10 protein-coding genes and 1 tRNA gene are annotated in these 13,636 nt (G+C 61.8%); 4 read left to right on the plus strand and 7 right to left on the minus strand.

Annotation, left to right across the window (positions count from 1 at the left end):
* The first annotated feature begins 7 nt into the window (after window positions 1-7).
* Window positions 8-3,475, plus strand: a complete 3,468-nt coding sequence (locus AC5I5B_RS15180) for a chromosome segregation SMC family protein (protein ID WP_111833663.1) — start codon at window positions 8-10, stop codon at window positions 3,473-3,475.
* Between the two features lie 487 nt (window positions 3,476-3,962).
* Here the strand turns inward: AC5I5B_RS15180 and AC5I5B_RS15185 are convergent, their stop codons facing one another.
* Window positions 3,963-4,940 carry a VOC family protein gene (locus tag AC5I5B_RS15185; RefSeq protein ID WP_111833662.1) on the minus strand — a complete coding sequence of 326 codons (978 nt, stop codon included), beginning with the start codon at window positions 4,938-4,940 and terminating at the stop codon, window positions 3,963-3,965.
* A 228-nt stretch (window positions 4,941-5,168) separates the two neighbouring features.
* Between AC5I5B_RS15185 and ppdK the strand changes: the two genes are divergently transcribed.
* Complete coding sequence (ppdK, locus tag AC5I5B_RS15190; protein WP_020812861.1) at window positions 5,169-7,895, plus strand: pyruvate, phosphate dikinase; 2,727 nt, start codon at window positions 5,169-5,171, stop codon at window positions 7,893-7,895.
* On the opposite strand, the gene AC5I5B_RS15195 is transcribed toward ppdK, so the two are convergent.
* From AC5I5B_RS15195 to AC5I5B_RS15205, 3 genes are all read right to left on the minus strand, one after another.
* Window positions 7,873-8,145, minus strand: coding sequence for a hypothetical protein (locus AC5I5B_RS15195; RefSeq protein WP_003509074.1), 273 nt, complete (start codon window positions 8,143-8,145; stop codon window positions 7,873-7,875). The genes ppdK and AC5I5B_RS15195 overlap by 23 nt on opposite strands.
* A gap of 115 nt (window positions 8,146-8,260) precedes the next feature.
* Entirely contained in the window at window positions 8,261-8,854 is a 594-nt protein-coding gene (locus AC5I5B_RS15200; RefSeq protein WP_111833661.1) for a demethoxyubiquinone hydroxylase family protein, read from the minus strand.
* Between the two features lie 245 nt (window positions 8,855-9,099).
* Window positions 9,100-10,464 carry a dicarboxylate/amino acid:cation symporter gene (locus AC5I5B_RS15205; protein ID WP_003509070.1) on the minus strand — a complete coding sequence of 455 codons (1,365 nt, stop codon included), beginning with the start codon at window positions 10,462-10,464 and terminating at the stop codon, window positions 9,100-9,102.
* 357 nt (window positions 10,465-10,821) lie between these two features.
* Here AC5I5B_RS15205 and AC5I5B_RS15210 point away from each other — a divergent pair, with 357 nt between their 5' ends.
* A complete protein-coding gene (locus tag AC5I5B_RS15210; RefSeq protein ID WP_111833659.1) occupies window positions 10,822-11,742 on the plus strand; it encodes a DUF1499 domain-containing protein in 921 nt (306 codons plus the stop codon).
* A 92-nt stretch (window positions 11,743-11,834) separates the two neighbouring features.
* On the opposite strand, the gene AC5I5B_RS15215 is transcribed toward AC5I5B_RS15210, so the two are convergent.
* Window positions 11,835-12,743 (minus strand): MBL fold metallo-hydrolase, encoded by a 909-nt coding sequence (locus tag AC5I5B_RS15215; RefSeq protein WP_111833658.1) that lies wholly within the window; start codon window positions 12,741-12,743, stop codon window positions 11,835-11,837.
* A gap of 202 nt (window positions 12,744-12,945) precedes the next feature.
* On the opposite strand from AC5I5B_RS15215, the gene AC5I5B_RS15220 reads away from it, so the two are divergent.
* Window positions 12,946-13,020 (plus strand) — tRNA-Gln (locus AC5I5B_RS15220).
* 11 nt (window positions 13,021-13,031) lie between these two features.
* On the opposite strand, the gene AC5I5B_RS15225 is transcribed toward AC5I5B_RS15220, so the two are convergent.
* Both AC5I5B_RS15225 and AC5I5B_RS15230 read right to left on the minus strand, forming a co-directional pair.
* Window positions 13,032-13,343, minus strand: a complete 312-nt coding sequence (locus AC5I5B_RS15225; RefSeq protein WP_111833657.1) for a type II toxin-antitoxin system RelE/ParE family toxin — start codon at window positions 13,341-13,343, stop codon at window positions 13,032-13,034.
* The gene (locus AC5I5B_RS15230) at window positions 13,333-13,614 is read right to left on the minus strand and encodes a ribbon-helix-helix domain-containing protein (RefSeq protein ID WP_111792553.1); all 282 of its coding nucleotides are present in this window, start codon (window positions 13,612-13,614) and stop codon (window positions 13,333-13,335) included. The genes AC5I5B_RS15225 and AC5I5B_RS15230 overlap by 11 nt, the downstream gene beginning before the upstream one ends.
* Between the last annotated feature and the right edge of the window lie 22 nt (window positions 13,615-13,636).

A 13,636-nucleotide genomic window follows, 5' to 3' on the forward strand; every position in this document is an offset into this window, starting at 1 on the left:
TGGCGGCATGAAGTTTAACAAGCTCCGCGTCGTCGGTTTCAAGTCCTTCGTCGAACCCTCCGAATTCATCATCGAGCCGGGCCTGACCGGCGTTGTCGGTCCCAACGGCTGCGGCAAGTCCAATCTGGTCGAAGCGCTGCGCTGGGTGATGGGCGAAAACTCCTACAAAAACATGCGCGCATCCGGCATGGATGATGTCATTTTCTCCGGTTCCGGCAACCGCCCGGCCCGCAACACCGCCGAAGTCGGCCTCTATCTCGACAATTCCGACCGTACCGCGCCTGCCGCCTTCAACGATGCCGATGAAATTCAGGTGACGCGCCGCATCGAGCGCGAAAACGGCTCGGTCTACCGCATCAATGGCAAGGAGGCCCGTGCTAAGGACGTGCAGCTTTTGTTTGCTGATGCCTCCACCGGCGCGCGCTCGCCCTCCATGGTGGGGCAGGGGCGTATCGGCGAGCTCATCAACGCCAAACCGCAGGCCCGCCGCCAGCTTCTGGAAGAGGCGGCCGGCATCTCCGGCCTGCATTCGCGCCGCCACGAGGCCGAGCTCCGCCTGCGCGCCGCCGAGACCAATCTGGAGCGGCTGGAGGATGTGACCGCCCAGCTGGAAAGCCAGATCGAAAGCCTGAAACGGCAGGCGCGGCAGGCCAACCGCTTCAAGATGCTGTCAGCGGATATCCGCGCCCGCGAAGCGACCCTGTTGCATATTCGCTGGGTAGAGGCGAAGGAAGCCGAGGGCGAGGCGGAAAGCGCGCTTAATCAGGCGACCAACATCGTCGCCGAAAAGGCTCAAGGCCAGATGGAAGCGGCCAAGCAGCAAGGCATCGCCAGCCTGAAGCTGCCGGAACTGCGCGAAGATGAAGCGCGGGTGGCCGCCGCCCTGCAACGCCTGCAGATTGCCCGCACCCAGCTGGATGACGAGGCGAACCGCCTGCTGCGCCGCCGCGACGAGCTGGCGCGCCGTCTCTCGCAGCTTGGCGAGGATATCGTCCGCGAGGAACGTCTTGTTTCGGACAATGCGCAAATCCTTGCACGGCTCGATGAGGAAGAGGCCGAACTCCTCGAAATCCTCTCCGATTCCGGCCGCCATGCCGAGGAGATGCGCGAAGCTTTCGAAACCGCCGCTATCAAACTGGCGGAAAGCGAAGCCGTCTTTACTGCAATCACCGCCGAGCGAGCCGAAGCGTTCGCCGCGCGTCAGCAATTGGAGCGGACGATCCGCGATCTTTCCGATCGTAAGCTGAGGCTGGAACGGCAGTCGCAGGAGGCCTCCGCCGAGATCGAGGCCATCGATGAAAAACTCTCCGGCCTTCCCGATCCTTCGGAACGGCGGGAAGCTGTCGAGGCGGCAGAGATTGCGGTCGAGGATGCCCTGATCGTCGCTGACGAAGCCGAGGCCGCTGTCGCCGAGGCGCGTTCCGCCGAAGCGCTGGCGCGCGGGCCTCTGGAAACGGCGAAAAACCGGCTGAACGCGCTCGATACGGAAGCACGCACCATCACCAAAATCCTTGCCTCCAGCGCCGCCGCCAATGGCAGCTTCACGCCGGTGGCGGAAGAAATGACGGTGGAGCGTGGCTTTGAAGCGGCGTTGGGTGCCGCCCTCGGCGACGATCTCGAAAGCCCGCTTGATGCCGCCGCCCCCGCCTATTGGGCCGGCAATGGCGACGGGGCAGGTGATCCCGCCTTGCCGCAGGGCGTGACGCCGCTGCTCGATTACGCTCAGGCGCCAGCGGCTCTCCGGCGCGCGCTTGCACAGATCGGCGTCGTCTCCGGCACGGCGGAAGCCCAGAGACTACTGCCATCACTCAAGGTCGGCCAGCGGCTGGTGACGCGCGAAGGCGCGCTGTTCCGCTGGGACGGCCATATCGCCAGCGCCGATGCGCCGGGTGCTGCAGCACTTCGCCTGTCGCAGAAGAACCGTCTCGCGGAAATCGAAGCTGAACTGGATGAGGCCCGCTCCATTCTGGAAGAGGCCGAAGACCAGCTTGCCGCCAGAACCGAGGACATAAGAAGCAGCGAGTTGCGGCTTTCGGAAGTGCGTGACGGAAGCCGGCTTGCGACCCGCCAGCTTGCCGAGGCGCGCGAGGCGCTGACATCAGCCGAAAGGGCTTCCGGCGATCTTCTGCGCCGCCGGGATATCGTCTCGGAAGCGCTGAACCAGATCGGCGCGCAGATCGACGAGATCGCCGTTCAGGAAGAAAACGCCCGCATCGAAATGGAGAACGCGCCTGATCTTTCCGTGCTCGATCTCCGTCTGCGCGAAAGCCAGCTGGAAGTCGCGACCGACCGCGGCCTTCTGGCGGAAGCCCGTGCCCGCCACGAAGGCGTGAGCCGCGAGGCGGAAAGCCGTCAGCGCAGAATTCAGGCGATAGGGCAGGAGCGTTCCACCTGGCAGTCGCGTGCGGCAAGCGCCGCCGACCATATCGCCACGCTGCGCGAGCGCGAGGAAGAGGCGCGCGAGGAAATCGCCGAGCTGGACATAGCGCCCGAGGAATTCGACGAGAAACGCCGCAACCTCCTCAACGAATTGCAGAAGACGGAAGACGCCCGCCGCGAGGCTGCCGATCGGCTCGCCGAGGCGGAAAACCTGCAGCGCGCCGCCGACCGGGTGGCTGCAACGGCGCTTTCGGAACTGGCCGAAGCCCGCGAAAAGCGTGGCCGTGCCGAGGAGCGGCTGGTCTCCGCCCGCGAGAAGCGGCAGGAAACCGAACACCGCATCCGTGAAACGCTGAATACCGAGCCGCATATGGCGTTTCGCCTGACGGGCCTTGGTCCTGACCAGCCGAAGCCTGACATTCGTGATGTCGAACGCGATCTCGACCGGCTGAAGATCGAACGCGAGCGGCTGGGCGCCGTCAACCTGCGCGCCGAGGAAGAGCAGGCCGAGCTCTCGGCCAAGCTTGCGGCGCTGATCAAGGAACGGGACGACATCATCGATGCCGTTCGCAAGCTGCGCGCCGGCATCCAGAACCTCAACCGAGAAGGCCGCGAACGGCTGATCGCCGCCTTCGATGTGGTCAATTCGCAGTTCCAGCGGCTGTTCACCCATCTTTTCGGCGGCGGCACGGCGGAATTGCAGCTGATCGAATCCGATGATCCGCTGGAAGCGGGGCTGGAAATCCTCGCCCGTCCGCCCGGCAAGAAACCGCAGACCATGACGCTACTGTCAGGCGGCGAACAGGCGCTGACGGCGATGGCGCTGATCTTCGCGGTCTTCCTCACCAATCCCGCGCCCATCTGCGTGCTGGACGAAGTGGATGCGCCGCTCGACGACCACAATGTCGAGCGTTACTGCAACCTGATGGACGAGATGGTGGCTTCCACGGAAACCCGCTTCGTCATCATCACCCACAATCCCATCACCATGGCGCGCATGAACCGCCTGTTCGGCGTCACCATGGCCGAACAGGGCGTGTCCCAACTGGTGTCTGTTGATTTGCAGACTGCCGAACAGCTGCGCGAAGCCGTCTGAGGCGGCTTTTCCGGGAGCCAGCCCCGACTTTTGCTCAATGTGAATTTATCTTGCCGTATCACCCATTCGGGTGAGCGACATCACGCAGCATTTTGATATGTTTTCCCCAAGAGCCAAAGGGTTCTCTCCAGACCCCACCATCCGGTTTCCTGTACCGGATGGAATGCCTTGCGAGGCCGCTGCCGTGGCCTCGCAAGGCTTTCTTTTCCGGGTTCACAGAGTGAGATGGCTGTATGGCGGTAATCGTTTCCGGGGAACAAACCTCCTCCGTCATACCGGCCTTGAGCCGGTATCTAGCCAGCCCAAGTCCTTGGGCTGAAAAGACTCTTCCCGTTGCGCAGACGCATGTCGGCTGGATTCCGGCTCAGGGCCGGAATAACGGAAGGAGGAGACGCAGCGAATCCCTGTAAACACTTGGCCTGCTGCAACCGCCAATGGCGCAGTTTGCGAATTTCTCCACGCATGATGCACGGAGGCCTACCATCACTCACCCCGGCACCAGCCGCAGCCGCGTGCCCCAGGGGTCGATCGCTTCCACGACATTGTTCTCCATCTCCACCAGCACGTAACCGGCGGCCCGCAGCCGCGTTTTCTGCGCCTCGAGATCGGCGGGATTGCGAATGGTGAGAGAAAACCAGTCGAGGCCGGTTTCCATGGCGTTGCGTTCCTTCGCGCCGCGGCTGTTCCATGTATTCACCGCCAGATGATGGTGATAGCCGCCGGAAGAGAGGAAAGACGCGTCCGAGCGCGCATCCTGCGTCGGTCGCAGGCCGATGGCCTCTTCGTAGAAGGCGCGGGCGGTGGCGATTTCGCCGACCCGCAGGTGAACGTGTCCGATGCGCATCCCCGCTGGGGCTGTCTCATAATCGCTTCTTTTGGTGTCGGTCAGCTTCACGAGATCATCAATATCGAGTTGTTCGGTGCCCATTTTCACCACGCTGCCGCTCCAGACCCAGGTGTCCTTCGGCCGGTCGCTGTAAACCTCGATGCCGTTGCCTTCGGGATCGTTGAGATAGATCGCCTCACTGACATTGTGATCGGCAAAACCTGACAGCGGCACCTGCTTCAGCGCCGCATGCACCAGCCAGCGCGCCAGATCCTTGCGGGAGGGCATCAGATAGGCGATGTGGAACAGGCCGGCGGAGGTGGGGCTTTCGAAATCCGCGGCCGGCTTGTGGACGAGATCGAGCAGCGGAACAGTGCCAACGCCGAGCGTCACGCCTCTGGCCGTGCGTTCCACCTCGTTCATGCCGAGAACCGAACGGTAATAATCGATCATTGGATCGAGTTCGCGCACCCGAATTGCGGCCTGGCCGATATGCATCGGCGTCGTCAGCGCAAAGGGAAGGGCAGAGGCGGCCCCTGTGACGGGTACTGCGCCTTCGGCTCTGAGCGCCCCGGCAAGCGCGCTGGCGGCGCAGGAAATTCCGGCAAATTTAAGCGTATGGCGGCGGGTAAATTGCATGAATAATCTCTTTGTCGGCGATTTGAATGGCTTAGGCAACACTCCGTTTCAGCGCACTACACGAATGCGTCAATCATGGCGTTATTCGGCCTTTGCGGCAATTCTGGCGCGCAATTTGCCGCAATTATGCTGCACTGCGATGTAAACTGCACGTTGCGGCGTTCCCAACATGCCGGCAATGCTGTAGATGATAGAAAAATGACAACGCTTCTGGGTGGAGAGCGTGGAATGAAAAAATGGGTTTATACCTTCGGCAACGGTGCTGCCGAAGGCAGGGCAGGTGACGTTGCGATATTGGGCGGCAAGGGCGCGAACCTTGCCGAAATGGCAAGTCTCGGCCTTCCCGTCCCCCCCGGCCTCACCATCATAACCGATGCCTGCGCCCTTTATCACAAGAATGGCCACGATCTTCCCGAGGACCTGAAGCTGCAGGTCATGGCCGGCCTGCACGGCATGGAAACCGTGACCGGCAAGACCTTCGGCGGCAGCCAGTCGCCGCTGCTCATCTCCGTCCGTTCCGGCGCGCGCGCTTCAATGCCCGGCATGATGGATACGGTTCTCAATCTCGGTCTCAACGACCGCACCGTCGAGGCGCTGGGCCATGATGCGGGCGACGCCCGTTTTGCCTGGGATAGCTACCGCCGCTTCATCCAGATGTATGGCGATGTCGTCATGGGCCTCGACCATGAAATGTTCGAGGAAATTCTCGAAGACGAAAAAGGCCGCCTCGGCCATGAATATGATACCGACATGTCGGCGGTCGAATGGCAGCACGTCGTTTCGCTCTACAAAAAGCTGATCGAGGATGAGCTGGGCGAAGCCTTCCCGCAGGACTGTCACGTCCAGCTATGGGGCGCGATCGGCGCGGTTTTCGCCAGCTGGACCAACCACCGCGCCGTGACCTACCGGCACCTGCACAATATTCCGGGCGACTGGGGCACGGCCGTCAACGTTCAGGCCATGGTCTTCGGCAATCTCGGCTCGTCCTCGGCAACGGGCGTCGCCTTCACCCGCAACCCTTCGACGGGCGAGGCGGAGCTTTACGGCGAATTCCTCGTCAATGCTCAAGGGGAGGACGTGGTGGCGGGCATCCGCACGCCGCAATCCATCACCGAAGCCGCACGTCTTGCCTCCGGCTCCGACAAGCCTTCGATGGAAAAGCTGATGCCGGAGGCTTTCGGCGAATTCCTGGCGATCTGCAAGCGGCTGGAAAACCACTATCGCGACATGCAGGATCTGGAATTCACCATCGAGCGCGGCAAGCTCTGGATGCTGCAGACCCGTTCCGGCAAGCGTACCACCCGTGCCGCCATGAAGATCGCCGTCGATATGGTCGAAGAAGGGTCGATCTCGCAGGAGGAAGCCGTCTGCCGCATCGAGCCCTCATCGCTCGACCAGCTGCTTCACCCCACCATCGATCCCGGCACGTCCCGCCCCATCATTGGCTCCGGCCTGCCGGCCTCGCCGGGGGCGGCGACGGGTGAGATCGTCTTCACCGCGGAAGAGGCGGTTGCAGCGGAGGCGGAAGGTCGCCGCGTCATTCTGGTGCGCATCGAAACCAGCCCGGAAGATATTCACGGCATGCACGCCGCCGAAGGCATTCTGACGACGCGCGGCGGCATGACCAGCCACGCCGCCGTGGTGGCGCGCGGCATGGGCATTCCCTGCGTCACCGGCGCCGGCTCCATGCGCGTCGACATGCGCAACAAGGTGCTGATCGGCGTCGGCTGCATGCTGAAACGCGGCGATGTCATCACCATCGACGGTTCGTCAGGCCGGGTGCTGAAGGGCGAGGTGCCGATGACGCAGCCGGAACTCTCAGGTGATTTCGGCAAGCTGATGCAATGGGCCGATGGCCTGCGCCGCATGACGGTGCGCACCAATGCCGATACGCCGGCTGACGCCCGCGCCGCCCGCGCCTTTGGCGCTGAGGGTATTGGGCTGTGCCGCACCGAACATATGTTCTTCGAGGGCGACCGCATCCATGTGATGCGTGAGATGATCCTTGCGGAAAGTGAAAAGGGCAGACGGGCAGCGCTCGACCAGCTTTTGCCGATGCAGCGTTCGGATTTCACCGAACTGTTCCAGATCATGCACGGCTTGCCGGTGACGATCCGCCTGCTCGATCCGCCGCTGCACGAATTCCTGCCGAAGACCGATGGCGAGATCGTCGAGGTGGCCGCCGCCATGGGCATGCCGCAGACGGTGTTCCGCCAGCGGCTGGATGCGCTGCACGAATTCAACCCCATGCTCGGCCATCGCGGCTGCCGGTTGGCGATTTCCTATCCCGAAATCGCTGAAATGCAGGCGCGCGCCATTTTCGAGGCCGCCGTTGCGGCGGCGCGCATCACCGGGGCTCCTGTTGTGCCAGAGATCATGGTGCCGCTGGTCGGCCTCCGGTCAGAGCTTGATTACGTCAAGGCCGTCATCGACACGGTGGCGGCCGAGGTGGCGGAAGAGACCGGCATGACGCTGGAATATCTGACCGGCACGATGATCGAGCTGCCGCGTGCGGCCCTGCGCGCCCATGTCATTGCGGAAGCCGCGGAGTTCTTCTCCTTCGGCACCAACGACCTGACGCAGACGACCTTCGGCATTTCCCGCGATGACGCGGCGCGCTTCATCAATACCTATCAGCGCAAAGGCATCATCGAACGAGACCCGTTCATCTCGCTCGATTTCGACGGTGTGGGCGAACTGATCCGCATTGCCGCCGAACGCGGCCGCCAGACGCGGCCGGAGCTGAAGCTAGGCATTTGCGGTGAACATGGCGGCGACCCGGCCTCGATCCATTTCTGCGAGGATGCGGATCTTGACTACGTCTCCTGCTCGCCTTTCCGCGTGCCCATCGCGCGCCTTGCGGCGGCGCAGGCGACGCTGGCCGCAAGGTCGAAGCAGGGGGAAACCCCAAGCAATGTCGCCTTCATTCCCGTCAGGGGTTCTGTTGGACGATGATGCGCCGCTCCACCACCACCGGCCGGTAGAACATGTCGCGGTTCATTTGCGCCTGCCAGGCGCGGTTGTCGGCGCGGCGGTCCATTTCCAGATCGAGAAGGCAGCCTGCCATCGGGTCCGTGCCGGGGCGGAACCCATACCCCCGGCATGTCGCCTCATCCCGCGCCCGACGCTCTTCCGGCGTCAGCGTCTGGCAAGCGGTGAGCACCAGCATAGTGGCAAGCGCACCGAAGACGATGGAAACGCGCATTTTGTTTCTCCCTTAACATGACAGCCGTACGGCACTTTTATTGCCGCGATTGATACGCCTGTTTTGATATGGGGAAAAGCCGCGTTGGGGTGGAAAGTTGCATCGGGGCGAGCCATCAGGCTCGCTTGGAGCGCTCCATTTCGGCGCGCATCCAGCTTGAGTCTCCCCAGGTCGATAGCCAGATCATCAAGTCGGTGAGAAAGCCGATAATCGGTAGAAGCAGCCTGTGGCCCATGCCGCGCGTCATCTGGTTTTTCTCGGCCTCCCGCAGATGAGCCAATTCCTGTTCTTGAATAGAAGCAATCAGCTGATGAAGCTCAGGGTCTCTCGTCTGCAAAAAGGCCAATTGCTCTTCTAGATGGCGGTGAACAGTGCCTTCCACGGCCTCAGTGCAAATCCAGACCATGTTGCGTCCGCCAAGCGCGGTCAAAAAGCCGAGCAGATAACCTCCGAGGCTCCAAAACGCCATCACGCGACAGGGCTTGGCATGTCTTGAAGGCATGGCTTCCCGGAACAGGCGGCAATGATCGATTTCGTCTTCCCGCATTTCATGAAGAGCGGACACGATGTCCGGAAACAGCCGACGAGCCATCCATATCTGTGCTCCATAGATGCGGATGGCGCCAAACTCGCCGGCATGATTGACTTTGAGAATGCGGCGAACGGTAAGAGCCGGATCGTGTTTGCCACTATCGGACATATGAAACATTATCGGAGTGTTTTCCCGTTCGGTTGTGCCTGCCGTTTGGATTGGCTTCCAGTGTCTCCGACAAAACTAAATGAATTGCACAACCGTCTTCCAACAATAACGCCAGACACGATTGCAGCCGCTCAGCTTTTTATTGCTGGCGGCTGCTCTCATCGTGACATCGCTACGATGAATGAAATCATCGCTGGCGTTGATCGTGGCAGCAGGAAAGTGGCGTACAGGTAAGCAGCCACCAATTGCTTCACTCAGGCCGCCACGACTTCCCGGTCATCGAGTGCATCGATGTCCTTGGCGTTGTTATAGACGGCCTCGTTGAGGATGCCCTCGCGCTTGGCGACGATGGTGGGCACCAGCGCCTGACCGGCGACGTTGACCGCCGTGCGGCCCATGTCGAGGATAGGGTCGATGGCGAGCAGCAGCCCCACACCTTCCAGCGGCAGGCCGAGGGTGGAGAGTGTCAGCGTCAGCATCACCACAGCACCTGTCAGACCCGCCGTTGCGGCAGAGCCGAGCACCGAGACGAAGACGATCAGCACATATTCCTGAATGCCGAGCGGCACCTGGAAGAACTGCGCAATGAAGATCGCCGAAATCGCCGGATAGATCGCAGCGCAGCCGTCCATCTTGGTGGTGGCGCCGAGCGGCACGGAGAAGGCGGCATATTCGCGCGGCACGCCGAGGCTCTTTTCCGTCACGGTTTCGGTGACGGGAAGCGTGCCGATGGAGGAGCGCGAAACGAAGGCGAGCTGGATGGCCGGCCATGCGCCAGCAAAGAAGCGAGACGGCTTCAGGCCATGGGCGATCAGCAGGGCCGGATAGACCACGAACAGCACCAGCGCCAGACCGATATAGACGGCGGCCGCATACCAGCCGAGCTGCGAAAGCGTCGTCCAGCCATATTGGTCAACCGCACGGCCAAGCAGGCCGATGGTTCCGATGGGGGTGAGGCGGATGACCCACCACAGGATTTTGCGCACGATGGCAAGCAGCGACTGGTTGAAGGCGAGGAACGGCTCCGCCGCCTTGCCCGCTTTCAGCGCGGCAACGCCGAAGGCGATCGACACCACGAGAAGCTGCAGCACGTTGAAGTTCAGCGAGGTGCTGCCGGCGCCGTTGTTGATTTTGGTCGAGGCTTCGAGGCCGAAGACGTTGGCCGGGACGAGGCCCTTCAGGAAGTCGAGCCAGGAGCCGGTGGAGGAGGGTGCCGCCGCTGCCGTATTGGCAATCGCCGTATTGACGCCCGGCTGGATGACGAGGCCGAGCACGATGCCGATGACCACGGCAATCAGCGCGGTGATGGCAAACCACAAAAGCGTCTGCCAGACGAGCTTTGCCGCATTGGAGAGGTTCTTGAGATTGGCGATGGAGGCGACGATGGCCGTGAAGATCAGCGGCGGAACGAGAGCGCGCAAAAGCTGTACGAAAATGCTGCCGATGGTCTGCAGCGTCACCGAAAGCCAGTTCGGACTGCCGGCGGCATCGGGACCGATGTTGCGCGCGACGAGCCCGAGCAGCAGGCCGATGACCATGGCGATCAGAACCTGAAAGCCGAAATTGCGATAAAAGGGTTTAGGCCCGGAGGGGCCGGCGGACGTCGTTGCCTGTGACATGACATGTCTCTTTATTGTGCAAGAAAACGAGAATGTTGCACTTTTTACACGCATTCTCGAGGGAGATCGCCGAGGATACGCCGATTTCCTCAGCAATTAAGGGATGAACGTGCGTATTTGTTGCGTTGTCGGGGAATTATTCTCGCAAATGGCGAATTCTCAGAAAAATGTTTCGCCCCATCGCGCTTCCGTTCCCGGCCCCTGACGTGAGGTTTTCGCATTTTGGCTTGCGGATCAAACCCGTCCTTTGTTTTCCTCGCCGTAAATCCGGTCTATGACATCATATGCAGGTGATTCCCTGCCAGAATTCGGGTGCAACGCTTTTTAGCCAATGCGATCTAACGGATATCCGCTTTCATGACTGTGCGTTTCGTCCGGCCTTTTTCGGTTGCAGCCTATCTTTCCCGGTATCTGGGCCTTGCGGCGCTTGTGCTGTTTCTCATCGCCGCCGGCATCCATCGTTTCGGGCCGCTGACGACGCCTGATCTCACCGGTCTGCTCGTCATTGCCGCCGGCATCGCTCTTGCGGCCGTACTTCTGGCGCTGATCGGCCTAGAGCGGCTGTGGACCAAGGGTGCGCGCGGCGGCCTTTCGGCGCTGGCGGCGTTGCTTCTTTCTGCCCTGCCGCTCGGCGTGGTCGGTTATGGCTCCTATCTTTATTGGCAGCAGCCGAAGATTTACGACATTTCCACCGACCTGAGCGATGTGCCGGAATGGCTGGTGACGCCCACGGCCAATCAGCAATGGCTGGTGCGGCCCGCTGTCATCACCAAGGCCGACCGCGATGCGCAGATGGAGGCCTATGCCAGCCTCGCCGGCCGCCGTTATGAAGGCGCGATCGACCGCATCTATGCCGCCGCCAAAAAAATGGCCGCCGCCCAGACTATTCGCATCACCCACACGAAGGGGGTGATCGGGGCGGAAGATGCGCCCTCTGCCGGCATTCCCGAGCAGGACAGGACGCAGCCCGCGGAAGAGGGGCCAGTGGAAGACCTGCCCTCCATCGTGCCGGTGCCCATGGCCCGCCCGACTGACGCGCCGCAGCCCACCTTCTTTAATGGCAGCGGTGTTGTGCTGATGCAGGGTGAAACCCGCACCCGCATCTGGGGCCTGCGTTTCGATATCCTCATCCGCCTGAAAGAAGAGGCGGAAACCACCATCGTCGATGTCCGCGTCGCTTCCCGCTACGGCCCGCACGATCTCGGCATGGGGGCGGCGATTGCGGAAGCCTATCTTGATGCGCTGGATGCGGAGATGCAGGGGCTGAACGACAACTGAGGCTATTTGTCTTGTCGTGGCACCCGCTCGTTCCCCGTCGAACGGGCGGCGAGCGACGAAAGCATCGTGAGAATTCGCGCGTCAAAACCTCATCACGCCGGAAAATATTCGCCCAGCAGCGAAGGCGCACCATCTGTCCGCACTTCGCCCTTTTCGATCAGGTCCTCTATATGCGCCAGCACGGAAAGGGCGGCCGCGCCGTGCAGGCGCTTGTCGGTGCTGGCATAGATCACCTTCACCATATCGGCGATCAGCCGGTCGCCTTCGCGGATGCGCTTCAGAACCGCCTTTTCCCGCATACGTCGATGAGCGCGTAGCCCGCGCATGAAGGCCGAGGGATCGGTGACCGGGCCGCCGTGGCCGGGCAGGAACAGCCGGTCGTCGCGGGTGAGCAGCCTCTCCAGCGAGGCCATGTAATCGCTCATCGCCCCGTCAGGAGGTGCGACGATGGTGGTAGCCCAGGCCATCACATGATCGGCGGAAAAGACGATGCCACTGCCCTCAAGCGCGAAGGCGGTGTGGTTGGCCGTGTGCCCCGGTGTATGCAGCGCGGTCAGCGTCCAGCCGTCGCCGGAAAGGCTCTGCCCATCGCCAAGCGCGATATCGGGCACAAAAGCCGTATCGGAACTTTCAGCAAAGGGATTGGTCTCGCCCACATGCAGCGGCCGGGCGGCGCGATGCGGACCTTCCGCCACCGTCAGCGCGCCGGTTGCCGCCTTCAGTCGCCGGGCGAGCGGCGAGTGATCACGATGGGTGTGGCTGACGAAGATATGGGTGACCTCGCGGCCATCAAGCGCCGCCATCAGCGCCTGAAAATGCGCCTCATCCTCCGGGCCGGGATCGATGACGGCAACGGAGCGGTCGCCGACGATGTAGCTGTTGGTGCCGTGAAAGGTGAAGGCGGAAGGATTGTTGACGGTGATGCGCTGGATGAGCGGGGCGACAGGAACCGCCTCGCCATAGGCCGGCCTGAAATCGAGATCGAATGCCGGGTCCGCCATCGAGACCTCCTGAAAAATGCCATGCCAGCTTGAGCCACGGCCTCAACCGCGCCGCTGCCCAAGCCCTAACATGCGAACTTCGCCACGGCACCCAAAAAGCTTGGGTTTTGTGAAAAAATTGGTCGCCGGGTCATTGCCGGGCCGGGCAGGCTTTGATAATCAGGCCCGGTTCGGGCAGCGGCGTTTCGCTTCACTGCCCTGTTGGGGCGTCGCCAAGCGGTAAGGCACCGGTTTTTGGTACCGGCATTCCCAGGTTCGAATCCTGGCGCCCCAGCCATCTATTCCAAGTCAGAACAACGTTCGCAGGTCCCGGCGACCATCGATCACGCGAACGATTTCCACGGAATATATTTCGCCGCCATCGGTATCCGGTACGGTTTCGTAGAGAACGACATAAGGTGTCTCGACGAGCATACGGGCGGGCGGAAAAATTTCCGTATGACGCTCGCCAAGGTGAGGATGGTCGACCAAGCGCTCCGCTTTGGCGCGGAACCGAGCGAAATATCGCTCTGCGGCAAGAGGCTGTGATTTGCCGATGTCGATATAGATTTTCTTCACATCGCTACGTGCGCGGGGCGTCCAGACAAGCTTAGTGGTCACGATTTTTCAACGAGGCCAGTTCTGCACGCGCTTCATTGAGCGCCTCGTTGAAATCCACTTCGGTTGAACCGCCACTGGCTTTGCCCTCAGCCCACAATGCGCGCAGCTTGGCGATGTCGTCGCGTCGCTGAATCCATTTTGCCGACCAGTCTCGCATCGCTTCACGGATGACTTCGCTGCTGCTGGCATAAGCACCGCTTTCCACGGCGTCACGCAAGATTTCGGCGTGCTGGGGCGTCATCGAAACGCTGATCTTTTCAACGTTGGCCATGTCATTTCTCCATGGATGTTGG

The organism is Agrobacterium sp. (assembly GCF_059499945.1).